We start from the raw sequence: 18,185 nt of genomic DNA, 5'->3' as shown, positions 1-18,185 counted from the left end.
AGAGAATGGAACCAATCCTTTTAATATTTGACCCTAAGCTTTATCCACATAAAGCTCCATTGGTTTTCCCTGATAGGATTGATTTTCCAAGTAGCCAGTTGCCACATTTGTATGTTGCGCGTCCTGGTAAACCGCCCGCTTTTTGTCTGACGAGAGGCGGTGTGGAGGGGCTTGATGAGTGGTATGCTAATCGACGGATCGAGGACGCTACTAATACGTACACAAAATTGGCTACGCGATGCAGGTACCGGTGATTTGGTGACTGACGCAGCCCAGTTTGATCCTATTCGATTAGAAGGATACATAGGCTCTTTTACTTACAACTACCCGACGTTATTCGGCATCGTTAACAAACGAGAATCTTTTGACGTGGGAGGCAATTTTGCTCGAGTAAGCTGGATAAATCGTGTGGAAGATGCCGGTGTTGACGTTGATTTGTGGTTCGGTGGAGTGCAGATAGCTAAAAATTCTACAGGCAGCCCAACTGAAGAGAATGGAAATACTGACGGAGATATAAAGGATAACCGTCTACTTGGATTTCTGGTATGGTCGGATGATCCGACGCCTGTTGATATCTACCAGACCATTTTGCCAACAAACTGGTTAGAGTTTCAACATTTCTGTAAAGAACATAGGATTGAGCTATCTGGTCTTATCAAGGAGGTGGCTTCAAGTCGGCACTTTGCCTTTGAAAAAATTCCGATAACGGTTGCTATTCTCCGCCCTAAGCCAATTATTGGTTTTCCTGGAGCCCTAGAGTTTATCAACTTCGTTGTGATCGTCGGAAAAGATGAATTGGTAAGTGACGAAACTCCAGTCTACTTTAGCAGGCATGTCCAAATACTTGTGCCATCGAAGGCCAAAGAAATTTCAGGATATAATGCTGATATTACTTCTATGACGTTAGTCGTTGGATTAGGCGCGCTGGGAAGCCGAGTAGCACTTCATTTATTGAAGTCAGGAACGATCAATATGGTAGTATGTGACCATGATAAATTTTTATCGCACAATTTTGTTCGACATCCGCTCAGCGCCCGACACGTGCATGTAAATAAAGCAAAGGCATTCGAGAAGGAAGCCACCGCTTTATATCCTGGACAATCAGTGTTAGGTCTTTCACGTAAAGTCAACGAGGGGTTACTGCAGTTCGGAAAAAACAAAAAAGGTGGTTGGGAATGGATAATGGATTTTACTGCTTCATTGACATTCTTTAATGAATTAACGACTACTAACCTTAAGCATAGTGTGCGGGTCTGTAGAGGGTTAATATCTGACAAGGGCAACCTTGGCCTACTATACATTGAAGGCCCATCACGTAATCCTCGAATCGATGATCTGCAAGCGTTGCTTTATGATGCGGCAATGACCAATTCGGTAATTTCTTCGTGGTTGCAACGCGAGTCGCAAGCAAACGAGAAAACGGAAACGGTAGTTACTGGTATTGGATGCAATTCAGAAACGGTAATTATGCCTGATGATGTAGTAGCATTACATGGTGCTGTGATTTCTGGTCTATTTAAAGGCCAAACGAAGGAGAAATCCACTAAGGGAGGAAAGGTTTATTTCAATAAACTCGATTTTGATCCCTATTTCCATAATGAAGTATCGTTACTCACTTTCGGCCCAGTGGAAGTATTTTCCACAAGGAATAAATCTGATTGGCAGGTACGTTTTGCGGCAGGGATATTAGCAGAGTTACGGAAGAAAATGATTGATGCCTCACCGCTTGAAACTGGAGGAGTGCTGGTAGGATGTGCCAACTATAAGACAAAGACAATTTATGTAACAAGAAGCATTCCTCCTCCTCCCGATAGTCGGGCTGATGCCAACTGCTTCTTCCGAGGTACAAAAGGGTTACCAGATGCCATTGCTGAGATTAATTCGTACACAGGAGGGCAGCTTGGGTATATAGGTGAATGGCACTCGCATCCGCGTGGACCGAATAATATGAGTACGACGGATGCTGCTACGATGAAGGCATTTCTACAGCAGTACCGAGTGTTGAACCCTCCATTACCAGTTTTCTTGCTGATCATGACACCGACAGCGGTATTACCATTCGTTTACACTTAAATCAATAATATGTTTGACACGTACACATTACGAGCACGGGTGTATCCAACTATAATTCTTCTTTTCCCAATATTATTACTTGGAGTGCAGTACTCTATTGAGTTTGCCACATTAATCCCGTTTTTCACTTCCTCGATAATCGTGGGAGCACTATGGTATTTTCTTGCCCATTTAGGTCGAACTTTTGGTAAGAAAAAAGAGAAAGAGTTATGGGCAGAGTGGGGTGGTGCTCCATCGATACAACTATTGCGCTGGAGAAATAACGAGATCGATGATCATACCAAAGAACGCTACCATAATCATTTACAACGTTTAGCACCGGTGCCGGTACTGCCTGACCATGCCTCTGAAATGGCGAATCCAGCTGTTGCAGACGGTGTGTATCAGTCCTGGAACCGTTTCCTATTAAGGAATACCCGTGATACGAAGAAATTTCCACTGATTTACAAAGAAAATGCTGGATATGGATATCGCCGTAATCTCTGGGGCCTTAGGCCAATAGGCATTTTTGTTCTGGTTGCAATTATTCTTGGGAATTATATACATGCCGCATATTTACATCAGAACTGGCAGCTTTTGGGTATGTCCGCTAATTTTTATTTCATTCAAGGAGCCCAAATAGCGCTTTTACTATTATGGATTGTAGTTATACGAAAAGATTGGGTGAAAGCTGCAGCTTTTGCCTATGCAGATAGGTTGATTGAAGCTATACCTACCTTATAATTCCAGAAAAACACTTTACGTTGAGCTGAGCAAGGCTGTGGCCTGAATCTAACTTATCAAGGCAGACAGGCTGAAAGGCCCGTCTGCTTTGATAAGTATCTGATTAACAACTCATTAACATCTTCTTTTTGCCCGATATATTTTATTGCAACCCCTGTTGATACTTAGCGTATCACAACCCCAGACCCCGATCATGTGACTATGAATGACCATTACGCAACCAAAACTATACTGCGCACATTTTAAAACCACCAATATGCAACAGTATTACCCATTATCCTTTTTTGAAAAATTTATTCACGTTGACCTGCAACAAGCATCAACCGAACAAAAACACCCCGACGAACAATTCTACACGCAAGCCGTTAAAGACATCATCAACGAAAAAAACAAGATACAGGAATGCACCGGCAAATACCTGTCCGACCTCCTAAAGGAAAAGCAGATTGGAAGGTTCATACAACAAAGCCAGCGACAGCTGGTCGCGTTGATGAGTTGCGTAGCCAAAAGCCTGCCGGCAGAGAGCCTTGTAGTTGATGCCAATAATCACCTTTAAAATTAAATGTTATGGAGAATCTATTAACCATCTTAGATCGAATCACGGTCTGCGGCACTTCAGGTGGCTTTATTGAGGTCTGCGAGTACGAGTTATCAAATGTCATTAGCAGTAATACTGCTGATAACTGGACAGGGGACCAACGGGCTGATTTCATGATGTTCTATGCGTTGTTTAGAACTAACACTATTGCGGCTTTTAGTATTCGTAATGCCTTACGAAGGGATGGTGTTGAGGATTTAACGCCTTCGCTCATAAAGGAGCTTGAAAGTGACCTTTGTGAGTTATCAAGTTTTCAGTCAGGTATTGAATTGCCGGAGCTGGAAACCGCATTGGATCAATATATTTCCATTCTGATTGATGGCGACAACGGGATAGATGGAACAATAGCGGCTATCACAGGCAATTATTTTAAGACTTTTTTCGTAAAGCTCCACGGATTAAGCATTGAGAAACGGATCCAGAATGTAAAAGCGAATAGTACTAACCTTTCAAACTTCACTTATGAGTATTAAATCCCACCCAGTAAACATTTTGCTTGACCTGCATACTAAGTTTTCTAAGTTGCCTGTTCTTTTTAGGGAGCGCGTTTGTGAGGAATGTAATTATAGTACCCCCACGTTCTACAGAAAGATGCGGGGGATGGATAAACGGGTTGAAGGGAGGCTGATACAGGCTTTAAGTAAGGCCGAAAAGGAAAAGATAAGGGAAATTGCAGAGGAGGTTACCAATGATCTTGTTGCCTCCATTTTCAGCAGCGGAGAAGAGTAGTGGGTTTGTTTTTTTGTGTAATATAGAATTGGATGACAATGGTGCTTGATTCTTCTTGCACCATTTCTGTTATAGAGTATTGAATGCGAAGCATGAAAATTTTAAGGGTTTTGGTATTACCAAAACATAGCTGGCTGTACGTAGTTTCTAGGACGAATTATGAATTATTACTATTTTTTGCATAAATTGGCAACACAAAAAAATACCACAAAAACAGTTCATTTGCAGCTATGAGCGTTTGGAGAAAAAAGGCAATGGAATGTCTCCCTGAGTTTAAAAAGGAGTTTCAAAAGCCAGATATTTCGATTTACGATGTTTTTATTGAATTGTTGCCCGCGACAGTAGCAGCACATAGAAATAATGACATAGAGCAGCTCAAAAGGAGTTATGATTTTGCTGAATGGTGTTTTAAGCAAAAGACAAAGGATTTATGGAATGCCGCCAGTGTAGCTTTTTATGAACATTTAGGAGACAAAGAGGAAACCAGTGAAAAAATACAGAAATGGGTGAAAAGGGATATTTATAACCAAATAAGGCCACTTCTGGAATTAAGGCTTGATGAGTACAAGTTAAGAATCATCGATACGCGCTACGGTTGACAATAGGAAATTATAGCGGATTCTTTTGAGAGTAACAGAATTCTTTTATATTTTTGTATCACATACCTGACGATAACGGTCAGACGTTATTAGGTTAGCATAACGGTTAGCAATAAACGCTCACCACTATCAAACACCCATTCTACAAGGCATTACGAAGATACGTGCTACTCCCAAGGGGATCACTGGAAAGTTTCAAAGCTCGCGCTGGTCGCGGGCTTTGTTGTTTTGGTCTATTTGTTAGTCTATCAAAGTGCGGATTCGTGTTTCGTAGTTACTCAGTTTTATTGGATCAAGTTGAAAACTTGGGGGATGGTCATAAATTTTAAGCATAGAGTTTAGTTAATCTATAAAGAAAGAACTCTACATCCCGTACCCCTCTTAGCGCATTTCTAAAGGACTTTATTTTTGCATTGAATGATTCTGCAGCCGCATTGGTAGCTCTTTTGTTGAAGAAGTTGAGAATACCCAGATAATGAGTTCTTATCGTTCTGGCAACGGTCCTGAAGGATAATAGGAACTGAATTAGCGTTTCCTCCTTTGGGACATGTATTAACAATTGATTTTGATGGGCAATTACCCTACCATCAAGAGATAACATCTTTCAAGGATTACAAATTTGATGAAACTACTTCATTTGATTTCAGAGTATATCGTCTACCAACATGTCTTCCATTTTTATTGGACTATCGCGACAAGGAAACAATTAAGAAGTCAATTGATAAATCATTATAATTCGCAGTTACTGAATTAGGTGGATCAAGTCTTTATCATTTAAATGACTTGGCGACTCCTACTGATTTGCTGCTAGAGGGCTTAATCACCAGGCTAATATATAGCCAGAAATAATAACGTCATTAAAGGAAACCGTAAATACTCCTAAAATATGAAAGGCATAGACTGCAAGGGCGTTAGCACTTATTGTTCTTTTTAGTTTTCCTTGTAAGCCTTTTTATTCATAAATTACTTTGCCTCTCAGCTTACGCGGCAAACGCGCAGAGCTTTCCACGTATCAGTATGTAACCCCGCACTAAGGAATGCGGCTACCCAATCCGTAAAAGGAAAATCTGAAGAAACGCAGGCAATTAGCATCAGGTTTTACTTTGTAAAATTGCGCCTGATCGCAGACTGAGAAGAAATGAGTATTTTTGAAAACCAGGTATTATTGTCTGTTTTGAGAAAAGACGCAGGTATTTATACCTGTTTTTGTGGCCCCCGGGCGTCGGCGACATTTTTTGTAATTACATTACAGCATCTTTGTCTTGCACTATCAACCAAATCCTATAAAATAAACTTAAAATGAAGCAACACCTCTTTCCTCTTATCCTGGTGCTGGGCCTCTCCACCGCCGGATGTAAAAATCAGCCGTCCGCCGGCACAGCTAAGCCGGAAACCTCCACCCGAAATGATTGCAACCAGATCACAGATAGTGTAGGCCGTGTATTGGTGAACCTCGTAACAGCCCGTCAGAGCATTCAATCATACGACAGCCTTTGCCGCATCCACTGGAAAGGTACTGCGCCGGTAGAATCTTATACCATCCGTGCGGTAGATCTCCTGGCTGCCATGGGGCTGCCCCCGGAACTCGCCGATTCGTCTATATGCCGGTTCAAACACATCCGGGTGTATCTTGGGTTTCAGGAAAAGGTAGGGTTCAAGTTGTACCTCGTACCGGTAGATAATGCCTGCCTGAAAGGCAGGGACCCCAGCAAGTGGAACGCCGGGGTGGATGTTATACTCGACAAAGGTGCAAATCCCATTCTCGCAAATATTGATTCAACAGGAACAGCTGCTTACGACCAGTACGTACTGGATCTCAACGCCCCTTGTCCGAATACCTGCCCACAGCCAGGCCCCCTTAAAGTATACCGCTGATATATGAGCTTCTCAGAAACGATAATACTGTTATCACATGTACCCGTTTTACTCACTGTAGTATATGCTGCCGTGCACTACAGTAAATTGCCCCGTGAGCTGAAAGTGTTCTCCTGGTTTATTTTCCTGTCGGGCGTTATACAATTCACTTCCCTGGCTTTCTGGTTCGTCAGCAAAAACAACATGCCGCTGCTGCACATATACGTAGCGGCAGGATTCCTTTGCCTGGCATGGTTCTATAACACCTTGCTCAATGGATTCATAGATGCAAGAATAATATGGTCCATCGCCATATTATTCTTGCTCTTTACAACCATCAACTCCTTGTTCATTCAGCCTGTTCATACTTTCAACTCTATCGCATTAACGGTAGAGGGCATTCTCATTGTGATCCTGGCATTGTTCACTTACCGGTTCTTTCTGAGTGATATTGTAAAAGAAACAAGCGGCCGGAATATCAGCAGTCTTAACTGGATCAATTCAGGATTGTTTATCTATTATTCTTCCAGCATACTGATATTTTATTTTGGCGCTGTTATCACTGCTTTCAGCAGGAACCTGAATTTGTACACCTGGATATTTCACTCATTCTTTTCCATTGTCATGTACACCTGTTTTTTTATCGGCCTATGGAAACGATCAAAGACCTGAGTTTTTTAAATGCATTGCTGCCACTGGCGGTTATTGTGTTCATCATCGGTATTGGGGTAGTGTTCCTGAACCTGCATTTTCAAAAGAATTTGTCTGTGCAGAAACTCAGGCAGGAGGCATTGAAGAGTAGCTACCAACAGGACCTGCTTCGCTCAAATATTCATGCGCAGGAAGAAGAGCGTAAACGTATTGCACAAGACCTGCACGATGAATTGGGAGCGGTGATGTCTATTATGCGTATGCATCTCATGGTACTCGAACAGCAAAGTACTGATGGTACAAAGCAATTACAGGCCCCCTTGCAGTATGTTCGTCAATTGTCGGAGACGGCGCTGGCTAGTGTGAGAAGCATCAGCCATCGCCTGATGCCGCCACAGCTGGAATCTTTCGGCCTGAAGGCCGCGCTTGAGTCGGTAACGGAACAGATCAACAGTGCCGGTGAAATAAAGATAGAACTGGGTTGTGAAGCCCGTATGGACGACCTGCCCTGGCTGGTAAACCTCGGCCTATTCCGCATCATCATGGAAATGATCAATAATACGCTCAAACACGCTGGCGCCAGATCGATAAGAATAGATCTTTTCCGGCACGGCCAGGAACTGGTATGTTATTATACAGATGATGGGAGAGGACTGTCAGGTGGTAATGCCAACAAGGGCCTGGGTCTCAAGAGTATTGAAGGCCGGGTGAATTCGCTCGGAGGAAAACTGGAAATGGGCAACCAGGAATCAGGCGGATACTACGCCATTGTCCGATTAACATTACCTGCATAATACTTTACCATATGAAAAAAGAGATCAACATCGGATTAGTGGAAGACCAGGTGCTTTTCAGAGAGGGGATGAAAGCGATTATCAATACCTGGCAGGATATGAAGGTGATATTTGAATCTGCTGACGGTTACTCTGTGCCGGATAAATTACGCCAGGCGGCTGTTCTCCCGGACGTGATGCTGGTGGACCTGTCCCTGCCTCCGGATGGGGACAAAGAATACAGCGGTCAGCACGTTACCCAGGAGCTCGCGGTTACCTATCCTGAAATGAAGATCCTTATCCTGTCGGTCCACGATGATGAGAATTTCATTAACCAGTTAATTCAATGCGGTGCACATGGGTACCTGGTGAAAGACAGTGCGCCACAGGAAGTACAGGAAGCCATTATTGCTGTGTACACAAAAGGATCTTACATCAATGAGCGCGCGTTAAAGGCCTTGCAACTCAGAACGGTGAGAACTGTCAGGAGCAGACCGCAGAACCTCTCCATCACCAAAAGAGAGGAAGAGATTTTGCAGCTGGTATGCAGACAATATACCGCAGAAGAGATTGCGCAGGAACTTTTTATCAGCGTAAAAACGGTCAATGGTCACCGGAATAACCTGCTGCAGAAAACAGGTTCACGTAATGTTACCGGTTTGGTGTTGTATGCCATCCGGAATAATATCGTATCGTTGAAATAGTATTGTTATTTACGCTCGTGAGTCACCGCATCATCATATTCACCACAATCAGATTCTCAACTGCAAAAATAACAGCATATCTTGTCAAAATCCTGCTTGTTACACCATTATTAATTTTTAATCTTTACTGATTGTTCCGGAGAGAATAAAGTAACGATGATGAATAAAAAGATATTTTTTGTTTTGCTGGTAACGTTATATAGCTGTAGCCTGTACGCGCAGTGGGATTTTCGAACCAACTATTTTAAGATTCATATTGATAAGCGGGGCTTTATCACCAGTATGAAGAATATTACGGTGAGGCCGTACCGGGAATTCAGCCCGGCAGATAAACCATCGCCGCTGATGCAGCTGTACGATGGCAAGCAATATTATGAACCGGTAAAGGCATACTACCAGCCATCGGATAAATTGATTTCACTAACTTATTCCAATGGGTCAATAGCGCAGGTGCGCCTCACGCAGCATGCGAAGTACCTGAAACTCACCTTGCTATCCTTATCTTCCAAAAACAGTATTGAAGGCATTCAATGGGGGGCATATCATACAAATATCAACAACCTTTTAGGAGAGATCATTGGTGTTGCAAGAGATACCACGGCAGCCGTAAACTACGCGATAGGCATGCTGGCGCTGAATGACAACACCCTGGGAGGTACCATAGCAACTGTGGGAGACGCCGCGCCGTTTCAATATATCATTCATACACCGGATGCAAAGCGATTCCCATTGCCGGATACCCTGCATGAAGGTCAGGTATTTAGTTTGGGCGGAAATGGCATCAGCGATGTGGCGTTTTATGCGCACAAGGAGCCGTGGTACCGGATTATGTACGGTGATGCAGCACAAGTCGATGAACAGGGACGCATTTCTGTTTCTTATCAATCCAGGGATCGCTCCCGCAAACGGGAAATTTTGTTTTCACTGATCCCGCATATGGCCGCAAATAAGCCCAATCACATTGAGGTGCAGCCATTAGCCGGTGTTGATTATATTGGTTCTTCCGTAGCCTTATGGGGCAGCCCGGATAGTACGGCACTCCTGGACGTGCTCCAGGGAATTGTTATATCGGAGAAATTACCTCATCCTGTCATTAATGGTAAGTGGATAAAAGACCCAGCCTCTTTTGTGCCGGACGCTCTTACCGACGGTGGCTTATACGACAGCATCATATCTTATACCGCCCGCCTGGGATTTAAGGCGATTAGTTTATACGACCAGGGATTTTTGAGACCAGACAGGGGAACTAACGGATATATGGATGGTAGCAGATTTGAAAGGAAGCCGATAAAAATGACGGCCAGTAACAAATCGCACAAGGAATTTGCAACATTGGCTGCCCGGCAGGGTATCCTGATCGGCAGAACACCTATCACCAATTCACTGGCGCCTGGCACCATGGATGCCAGTCCTTTTCCGAGCGACAGCCTGTGCTATCAGCAAAAGCGTTTGCTTATCCGAAAGCTTAGTCCTACGGATACGGTTATCATCGTAAATGATCCAAAATACATGGATGAAATTGCCAGTTGGGAGGGACATTGCGAAGACTTGAATATGATAAAGATCGGCAAAGAGCTCATACATTACCTGGGTGTGTCGGATCAGCCGCCATATCGGTTGCTGAAGGTAAAGCGTGGTTACTGGAATACAGCTCCGGCAAGCCATGAGGAAGGGGATACAGTTTACAAACTGCAGGTGACCGTTAATTACGGATATGATGGCGTGATCCCAAACATGCAACTGCAGGATGAGATAGCAAAGTATTATGGAGAGGTGTGTAAGATCAATGGTTTGGCTTACTATGATTTCGACGGACAGGAATTCCTGTTCAATAACGGGCATGGTTATTACTCCGCCAAACGATTCTTCCGCAAAATGTTTGAACATGCCCGGGCAGTTGGCGTGCCGTATATCCGTTTCACCGGTGCTACATTGTCGGAAGGCTCCTGGCATTACCAGAGCATCTGGAATGTTGGCGGAGGAAAAAACCTGTATGATGTTGATACCAGGGAATGGGGGAGCACTACCAGCCAGGGAAAAGATCTGCGTGATGTAACCTACGCCAATTTCTTCCCGGTGGGCATGGGCGGAAACTTTCCTATTACGGCCAAATCAACGGTGGAGCAGTACGAGCATATACAGGCCATTTCTGTGGGGCTGGGTACTACATATAGTATGCGGCTGAACCAGAAAGATGTGGAAAGTTGTCCGCAGAAAGATGCCATATTTAAAGTTATCCGGACCTGGGAGGATGCACGCGCTGCCAATGCATTTCCCCGCCAGGTAAAGATACTGCTGGCCGATCCGGCTAAAAGCTGGAAGCTGGAAGTTGGGAACGACAAAAATACCTGGAGATTGTATGAAGTTACCGGGGGAACCAAATCACAACCAATACAATTGAGAGCCAGGTTATAAAAAAATCAGGCATCCAGCACAAGGTGACTGGAAGGCACACAACTGCAGGGCAAACAGTTATCTTTGCCCGGTTGAACCATCGTGGGATGGATATATTTAATTTCGCCTCGCTGCAATTTTGTAAGGCAGGTTCCGCAATCTCCAAAGAGACAACCCGAGGAGATATCAATATCATTGGCCTCCGCAAATTCCAGTATAGACCGGTAGCGCTGATCCCAAAGTAGTTTTTTCCCTGATTTAATAAATTCTATCATCAATTCACTGGATTCCTGGTTGTTTTGTTCCGGGACCAGGGTATCATTCTCCGATACCGGGTAATTGTACCAAAGGATTCGGTATGAATATTTAACGCAGATACACCTGCCGTCTCCAATGCTCCTGTGATGGATGGGTGGTTTTTAGATGAGTGTAGGGAGTACATTCTTCCGACCAGCCGCAAATTGTTCATTCTGCTTCTTGTATACTAATGTATTCTTATCATTTTTTGCCATTTTATTTACTGGCGTTGAATTTTTTAAGGAAGATGTTTATAGACCTGGAATATTTATCCGGGATCTTACGGAAAACCGTAAGTATTCCGATTGATAGTCTGTTATATTAGCAAAGTATAAACAAACTTCCAAAATTTAAAAACGTTCACTATGGGAAAAATTGAAGCTATTAAACCAGGGCCAAAACCAAAGAAAGACAATGATGAATTAGATAAAAGGAGAAGAGTTACACCTGAGAAAAAGCCTGACTATCCTCCTTTAAAACCTCACAAGCACAAGCCCAGGGATTGAGAATGATTTAAAAAGAAATTTGGCTAAGGATTTAAATCTTAATCAGCTATCAATAGCATAGCAGTTTTAAATCCGCCAGTGAGTGGGTCGAATTTTGCATCATAGGATTTATAAGCGTGATACAATTGTATCGCGCTTATAAATTAATGCCAGGTTACCGCCGGAACCAATTGATATCTATATGGCCGCCTGCCGCAAGTGTTGATGGATTGGTATTGAAATTAAATAATGCAAACCGGTTGGCCGTCCAATCGAGTCCCAGGCCCATTTTTAATTCGCTTCCAATAGGAAGAAAATCCTTACCATTAGTACTGTAGAAAAAAGTAGCAACAAAGCCTTTTTCTCTTGTAACGGATTTAAACCAAATTTTAGGCTGCTTTAAATTAATAACTGATACGGTACTATCATTCATTGCCATAATAATTTCTTTTCTGCCTGCAGCTTGCCGGACGGCCACATAAGCATAGGGAACCTGGAATATACCCAAACCGGCGACGTCATTATCTTTCATTCCACTGATATCCATTTCTATTGTCCCTTCGGAATACGGACCTTCTACCCGCTGAGTCAAAGTGTTGATGGCATGAAACAGGGTCGAGGCTTTGCCCGCTTTTAAGCGGAGATACCCCGGTCGCTCAGTCAATGACCATTTAGTATTATCTGGATTATGGTTCCATTGCCATTGCAATGCCAATGAAGTAGTGTCGAATTCATCAGAGCTGGCAGGAACAGTAATCGGGGAGGAGTTTCCTGTAATTGGTTTTTGGAATGTATCTATCCCTATCCCTTTTTTACCAAATACCGGCCAGCCATCTTCCCAGGTAACCGGTTCCAGATTTGGCACACGCCCGATAGGACCGCGATCCTGCATAATAATAGCCCACCAGGAGCCGTCTTTCAACTGTACCATGCCACCCTGATGTAAGCCATTGCCGGGATAAGTATGATCATCCTGCATGATTACTTTCGATTCATAGGGGCCATATATGCTGTCTGAACGCAAACAAACCTCCCGTCCCCGCGTGCCACCAGTAGAACCAAGTATATAATATTTGTTATTGACTTTGTATAGATGCGATCCTTCAAGATATGGAAAAGCAGGATTGTCGTAGATCTTCCGCTGCGGAACTTTCACAGACTTCACATCGCTATTTAGCGCTGTAATATAAAGTGCCTGCTGTCCATGCACAACATATACTTTGCCGTTATCATCAAAAAAAAGTCCCGGATCATACAGGTACTCATTGAATATTGTTCTTGTCCACGGGCCGTTTATACTTTTGGCGGTACAGATGGAAAAACGCCCTTCCTTTGTTTCCATCTTAGGTGTGCAGAATCCCACATAAAAGGTGCTGTCGTGATAGCGGATGGTGGCAGCCCAGGAGCCGCTCAGATACATATCTCCACCCTTCATGTCATAACGTGGATCTTCCTCATACCATGAAACGGCATAGCCCCCCATTTCCCAGTTTACCAGGTCCTTGGAAACCGCAATAGGGCAACCGGGTACATAATGCATACTGGTGGAAATGAAGTAGAATTTATCGTCCACCCGGATAATGTCAGGGTCGGGCCAGTCGCCCCACATGAGCGGATTAGTGAAATATCCATTGCCCAGATCCGGTGTCCAGCTTTTTGTAATTTGTGAGGAGGCGGTAGTGAAATACCATAGCAATGTAAATAATACTAAAGTTTTTTTCATCGATCACTGTATATTGTTTTCCCGGTAATGTTATTTTCCCGGTATTGCGTTCATTTTCACGGCGAAATTATATCAAAACAATCGATGTTCACGTAGAATTTATGACAGAGGCAGCCCCTGCAAAAATAGCATTGGTAATGGTCAAATTAAGCGTTGTGTAAGAGAGCGGGTAATGCCGGGATTTCTTAACAGGTATTAAGAATCAGCCATAATGCGCGGACACTTTACCTATGTTTACTCATATTAATGACCCTTTCAATTCGTGGCCGGTTATATCGTTGAAGCAAAATAGGGTATAGATTGAATAATATATTCAGTACTAACAACCACAGCGACTTGAGGATTCCGAATTTAAATGCAACGAAAATATTAATCACCAAAACTATCATCAAAATAATGATATGCCCTAATTCAGATTGTTTTGTCCGGTAGTGCAGATGCATTAAAGCTTTGGTATTCTTTTCCACCGGACTGGATTTTTTGTTTAGTTTTTCCCAGCCAACCCAAACCAATAATTTTCTGAAAGCATTTATTCCAAGAGACTGATATATTTTCCCTCCCTGTTCCCATGGCTTTTCATTATAGTAAGGAGAATTAAGCGGGGCTTTCAATGTTTCCGTAAAGAAAAGCACGCAGCCCATCAACAGGAAATTAAGCGCCCAGGCAAATGCAAAACCTTGCATTCCAACGTAATGAATGAGGGCATAGGTTGAGGCAATGGTGATGATTACAATGAAAATTAAAATCAGGACTTTCCGCATTGATTACTATCGTTAAGATGATCAGATGTTGCACAGCTCACAAATATAAAGAACTCTTTCATTTTGGTTATGGATATCCTTGATTCAGTTATCATGGAAAGATGATGGTTTCTGAGTTTTGCTTTGGTTATTAATTATCAATATTATGGAAAATCAAATCAGATCGTCAGCAAACAATCAACTTGTAGCGCTTGTAACAGGCGCCAACCAGGGAGTTGGATTTCAGATCGCTAAAGCGCTTGCTGCTAACGGCTATACCGTATATGTAGGCTCACGTAATCAAAGCAACGGAGAAAAAGCAGCGGCCGAAATTGGTGGTAATGCACATGCTGTTCAACTTGATGTTACCCTTCAGGCAACAATCGGCGCAGCGGCAGAACGTATTGAAAAGGAACAGGGACGCCTGGACCTGCTGGTTAACAATGCGGGTATATCTCATGCGGGAAAGCCGGGCCGGACGCTGGAGGAGATAATGGAAGATGGCCGTGCTACCACCGCTTCACTGGATGAAATCCGCACTGTATGGGAAACCAATGTATTTGGCGTCATTGCTGTTAGTCAGGCCATGCTGCCTTTGCTTCGGAAGTCAATGGCCGCACGCATCGTCAATGTATCCAGCGTATTGGGCTCTCTTACCTGGATCGCGGATCCCACTTGCTGGGCAAGGGATCATTTTAACGTTGTTTACGCTGCCTCCAAAACGGCTCTCAATGCGGTTACGCTGGCCTTTGCCATCGAACTGGAAAAGGAAAACATTAAAGTCAATGCAACAAGCCCCGGCTATACAGCCACTGCACTGAATAATTTCCAGGGCACTGACTCCGTTGAAGTAGGCTCACGTGAACCGATACGCGTGGCGCTTGACACCGATGGTCCAACCGCCAGCTTTACCGGTCCGGATGGCCCTTCGCCGTGGTAATTGCAGCACAGTAAAATTAATTAATGACCGGTGGCCGAAATAGTCACCGGTTAAAGTTATTATCTTTAATTATGAAAAATGAACAGCCCAAACTCCCTAAGCTGGACTCCATAGCGGAACTTCACCGCCAGCTGGGGCTTCCCGGTCCACGGCATCCTATCATCAGCTTATTGGATGCCACAAACGGTGAAATCGATATGAGCCGGCTTCCAGGCGGTTATATCTCAGGTTTCTATAAGATCTCCTTTATCACCGAACTGAAAGGAAAGTTCCGGTACGGTCAGGGCTATTATGATTTCGACGAAGGTAGTCTCTTGTTCACTGCACCAAACCAGGTTGTAGGTGCTACAAACAATTACCAGGGTAATAAAAGTTATTCGCTGATCATCCATCCGGATTTCCTGCAAGGCTATCCATTGGCCACGAAGATCAAAAACTACGGCTTTTTCTCTTATGCTATCAACGAAGCGTTGCACCTTTCTGAGCAGGAGAAGTCGACTGTGCATGCTATTTATAACATTATAGGGGAAGAGCTTAACAGCAGGATCGATGAATTCAGCCATGAGGTAGTTATCGCCCAGATTGAGCTGCTGTTGAGCTACGCTAAACGATTTTATAATCGCCAGTTCCTTACGCGGAAGGTTGTTACAAATGATTTGCTCCAGCAACTGGAAGAACTGCTCAATACTTATTTTGAGCAGGACAAGCCGGCCAGTGATGGCATACCCACTGTTAAATACCTCTCCGAGCAACTCAACTTTACACCGAATTATCTCAGCGATATGCTCCGGTCACTTACCGGCCTGAATGCGCAACAACATATTCATCAAAAACTCATCGAAAGGTCCAAAGAGCTGTTGTCTACAACAAATCTCACCATCAGTGAAGTGGCTTATGAGTTAGGCTTTGAGCATCCTCAATCATTCAGCCGCTTATTTAAAATGAAAACGAAGCTGTCGCCCCTGGAATTCCGGCAAACGTTTAATTAATAAGTGGCCATATTTCAAGAAAAAAACGCAAGGCGCAACGTGCGTTTCTATGCAAACATGGGAAGGTATCCGCCCGGTTACCGGTATTGTATTTTAATATTATTATCATTATCTTGGATGAATTGTTTCAAAACACTTTTGTCAAGCCATGGGGGAGCCTGTAGAGGAAGGGCAAAAAGCCACCACGTTAGTACAGCCGGAAGTTACCGATCTGGAGCTGGTATTTAAAGAGTGCTATGCAGTTCTCCTGGCGTATGCCTGTAAATTCGTGTTGCGCGAAACCGCTGAAGACATCGTACAGGATGTTTTTGTACAAATACACCGGAAAAGTGCCTCCCTCCAATTAACCTCCAATATCAAAAGTTACCTGTTTCGCAGTATTCATAACAGTTGCCTGGATTATATTAAACACCAGGCAGTGCATCAGCGGTATGTGAATGCCGCATTACCGGGTCTTACGGCCGCCGAACTGGACTATTTTAACCCGGACAGTCCCCGGCAAAGCCTCCTGGAGCAGGACAACCTGGAGGCCAGCGTGTGGCGGGCCATACAGGAATTGCCGCCTAAATGCCGGGAAGTGGTAACGCTCCGTTACCTGCAAGGGCTTAAAACCGGCGAAATCTCTGCTGTCATGGGCATCTCTTCCCGCACGGTAGAAACACAATTATATAAGGCGATTAAGCAACTCAGAGGAATCGTCAGGAAAGTGAACTACCTGTTTTCTTTTATTTTATTGTAGCCTGTAATCCCGGTCATCCCCTCTTTTCTTCTTTCTAAAAAAAATTTTAAAAAAGAGTACGTAGAAATTATCTCCTTGTCGTCTAATTAAATGACATGTCACTACACCATAATACAAACGAATTGGATTATACGATCTTAATAAGGTTTATTGAAGGGAAGGCAAGCCCTGAGGAAACTGAGGTAATAGTCGCTTGGCTGAAGGCTTCCCCGGGCAACCAGGCGTTGTATTTCCAGGTAAAAGACATCCTCGACCAGGAATTGGCGGCTAAAATTACGGCAGCCGATGCTGATCAAAGCTGGCAGCGGGTATTGGCTCAGTTGTCGGCAGCAGATCAGCCGGTAACAACTGTAAAGAAACTTAGCTGGCTGAAGTATGCCGCGGCAATCCTGCTGCTGATCCTGGCTGGAGGTGCAGGAGTTTACCTGTTTATGCATACCGGCTCCCGGCCCGCAGCCCTGGTAACACTGGTGCATAAAAAAGCATCGGTACAAATGGTGCTGCTGCCAGACAGTACCCGGATATGGGTAAAGCCCGGCGGACAGGTGAAGATGCGGGATATAAAAGAGGGAGACGGACGCGAAGTATGGCTGGAAGGCAGCGCTTATTTTGAAGTGGTGAAGAAAGCGCAAACACCATTCAGGGTGCATGTGCCAGGCATGACAGTAACGGTATTGGGAACTTCTTTCACCGTAAACGAAGATAAACGCCACACGGCGGTAGTGGTAAACACAGGGCTGATCAAAGCAACCGCCTTTAACAGGGAATTACTGCTGCATCCCGGGGAAAGAGGGATGGTGGTCGACAGCCAGATACAGATGGATCATATCAACCCGCAGTTATATGCCGCCTGGAAAGATGGTGATTATAAATTTGAAAACACAACTATAGATGAAATAAAAGAACTATTGTACGCGAACTATGGATACCAGGTAGAAATATTACAACCAAAAAAATTCCGGGGCACCCGGATCAGCGGACGTGTGCTGATAACAGATGACATAAGTTTATGTAAGGCGCTGGGAGCTATGCTGGAAGCAGACGTGCGGAAAGATGGCCACCGGATTATTATTCAACCAAAATAAGCATGGTGAAAGAGACTGTATCACCTCCGTTATTTGAACAGATACGTTTTTTATAACCATATTGAACAGGAACAAATTGAACAGCAGCC

Annotated in this window: 20 protein-coding genes; 16 read left to right on the top strand and 4 right to left on the bottom strand. The window is 43.9% G+C overall.

Annotation, left to right across the window (positions count from 1 at the left end; all coding sequences use genetic code 11):
* Window positions 1-258: 258 nt before the first annotated feature.
* From QFZ51_RS25210 to QFZ51_RS25185, 6 genes are all read left to right on the top strand, one after another.
* Complete coding sequence (locus QFZ51_RS25210) at window positions 259-2,073, top strand: Mov34/MPN/PAD-1 family protein (protein WP_429050184.1); 1,815 nt, start codon at window positions 259-261, stop codon at window positions 2,071-2,073.
* 9 nt (window positions 2,074-2,082) lie between these two features.
* A complete protein-coding gene (locus QFZ51_RS25205) occupies window positions 2,083-2,796 on the top strand; it encodes a hypothetical protein (protein WP_429050182.1) in 714 nt (237 codons plus the stop codon).
* 256 nt (window positions 2,797-3,052) lie between these two features.
* Window positions 3,053-3,352 (top strand): hypothetical protein, encoded by a 300-nt coding sequence (locus QFZ51_RS25200; protein WP_429050181.1) that lies wholly within the window; start codon window positions 3,053-3,055, stop codon window positions 3,350-3,352.
* Window positions 3,353-3,363: 11 nt separating this feature from the next.
* A complete protein-coding gene (locus tag QFZ51_RS25195) occupies window positions 3,364-3,867 on the top strand; it encodes a hypothetical protein (RefSeq protein ID WP_429050179.1) in 504 nt (167 codons plus the stop codon).
* 127 nt (window positions 3,868-3,994) lie between these two features.
* Complete coding sequence (locus QFZ51_RS25190; protein ID WP_429050178.1) at window positions 3,995-4,123, top strand: hypothetical protein; 129 nt, start codon at window positions 3,995-3,997, stop codon at window positions 4,121-4,123.
* Between the two features lie 230 nt (window positions 4,124-4,353).
* Complete coding sequence (locus tag QFZ51_RS25185; protein ID WP_429050177.1) at window positions 4,354-4,722, top strand: DUF7674 family protein; 369 nt, start codon at window positions 4,354-4,356, stop codon at window positions 4,720-4,722.
* Window positions 4,723-5,047: 325 nt separating this feature from the next.
* Here the strand turns inward: QFZ51_RS25185 and QFZ51_RS25180 are convergent, their stop codons facing one another.
* Window positions 5,048-5,323, bottom strand: a complete 276-nt coding sequence (locus QFZ51_RS25180; protein ID WP_429050175.1) for a transposase — start codon at window positions 5,321-5,323, stop codon at window positions 5,048-5,050.
* 698 nt (window positions 5,324-6,021) lie between these two features.
* Here QFZ51_RS25180 and QFZ51_RS25175 point away from each other — a divergent pair.
* From QFZ51_RS25175 to QFZ51_RS25155, 5 genes are all read left to right on the top strand, one after another.
* On the top strand, window positions 6,022-6,597 hold the full coding sequence (locus QFZ51_RS25175) for a hypothetical protein (protein ID WP_429050174.1): 576 nt from the start codon (window positions 6,022-6,024) through the stop codon (window positions 6,595-6,597).
* Between the two features lie 3 nt (window positions 6,598-6,600).
* The gene (locus QFZ51_RS25170) at window positions 6,601-7,248 is read left to right on the top strand and encodes a hypothetical protein (protein ID WP_429050172.1); all 648 of its coding nucleotides are present in this window, start codon (window positions 6,601-6,603) and stop codon (window positions 7,246-7,248) included.
* Window positions 7,227-8,021: a sensor histidine kinase gene (locus QFZ51_RS25165; protein ID WP_429050171.1), complete on the top strand. Its 795-nt coding sequence runs from the start codon at window positions 7,227-7,229 to the stop codon at window positions 8,019-8,021. Before QFZ51_RS25170 ends, QFZ51_RS25165 begins: the two co-directional genes overlap by 22 nt.
* A gap of 11 nt (window positions 8,022-8,032) precedes the next feature.
* Entirely contained in the window at window positions 8,033-8,704 is a 672-nt protein-coding gene (locus QFZ51_RS25160) for a response regulator (RefSeq protein WP_429050170.1), read from the top strand.
* Window positions 8,705-8,986: 282 nt separating this feature from the next.
* On the top strand, window positions 8,987-11,119 hold the full coding sequence (locus QFZ51_RS25155) for a hypothetical protein (protein WP_429050169.1): 2,133 nt from the start codon (window positions 8,987-8,989) through the stop codon (window positions 11,117-11,119).
* A 5-nt stretch (window positions 11,120-11,124) separates the two neighbouring features.
* Here QFZ51_RS25155 and QFZ51_RS25150 read toward each other — a convergent pair whose 3' ends face one another.
* Window positions 11,125-11,373 carry a 2Fe-2S iron-sulfur cluster-binding protein gene (locus QFZ51_RS25150; protein WP_429050167.1) on the bottom strand — a complete coding sequence of 83 codons (249 nt, stop codon included), beginning with the start codon at window positions 11,371-11,373 and terminating at the stop codon, window positions 11,125-11,127.
* Window positions 11,374-11,760: 387 nt separating this feature from the next.
* On the opposite strand from QFZ51_RS25150, the gene QFZ51_RS25145 reads away from it, so the two are divergent.
* On the top strand, window positions 11,761-11,901 hold the full coding sequence (locus QFZ51_RS25145) for a hypothetical protein (RefSeq protein ID WP_429050165.1): 141 nt from the start codon (window positions 11,761-11,763) through the stop codon (window positions 11,899-11,901).
* Window positions 11,902-12,055: 154 nt separating this feature from the next.
* Here the strand turns inward: QFZ51_RS25145 and QFZ51_RS25140 are convergent, their stop codons facing one another.
* On the bottom strand, window positions 12,056-13,603 hold the full coding sequence (locus QFZ51_RS25140) for a glycoside hydrolase family 43 protein (RefSeq protein WP_429050164.1): 1,548 nt from the start codon (window positions 13,601-13,603) through the stop codon (window positions 12,056-12,058).
* Between the two features lie 224 nt (window positions 13,604-13,827).
* Window positions 13,828-14,364: a hypothetical protein gene (locus QFZ51_RS25135; RefSeq protein ID WP_429050163.1), complete on the bottom strand. Its 537-nt coding sequence runs from the start codon at window positions 14,362-14,364 to the stop codon at window positions 13,828-13,830.
* Between the two features lie 145 nt (window positions 14,365-14,509).
* On the opposite strand from QFZ51_RS25135, the gene QFZ51_RS25130 reads away from it, so the two are divergent.
* From QFZ51_RS25130 to QFZ51_RS25115, 4 genes are all read left to right on the top strand, one after another.
* Window positions 14,510-15,283, top strand: coding sequence for an SDR family NAD(P)-dependent oxidoreductase (locus QFZ51_RS25130; protein WP_429050162.1), 774 nt, complete (start codon window positions 14,510-14,512; stop codon window positions 15,281-15,283).
* Window positions 15,284-15,354: 71 nt separating this feature from the next.
* The gene (locus QFZ51_RS25125; protein ID WP_370907746.1) at window positions 15,355-16,272 is read left to right on the top strand and encodes an AraC family transcriptional regulator; all 918 of its coding nucleotides are present in this window, start codon (window positions 15,355-15,357) and stop codon (window positions 16,270-16,272) included.
* A gap of 148 nt (window positions 16,273-16,420) precedes the next feature.
* Window positions 16,421-17,011 (top strand): RNA polymerase sigma-70 factor, encoded by a 591-nt coding sequence (locus QFZ51_RS25120; RefSeq protein ID WP_370907745.1) that lies wholly within the window; start codon window positions 16,421-16,423, stop codon window positions 17,009-17,011.
* A gap of 95 nt (window positions 17,012-17,106) precedes the next feature.
* Complete coding sequence (locus tag QFZ51_RS25115; RefSeq protein WP_429050159.1) at window positions 17,107-18,096, top strand: FecR family protein; 990 nt, start codon at window positions 17,107-17,109, stop codon at window positions 18,094-18,096.
* Window positions 18,097-18,185 lie beyond the last annotated feature (89 nt).

It is taken from the genome of Chitinophaga sp. W3I9 (assembly GCF_050434025.1).
In the GTDB taxonomy this organism is placed as follows: domain Bacteria; phylum Bacteroidota; class Bacteroidia; order Chitinophagales; family Chitinophagaceae; genus Chitinophaga.
The sequence above is the reverse complement of the archived record's forward strand: the minus strand, read 5'-3'. Positions and strand labels throughout refer to the sequence as shown.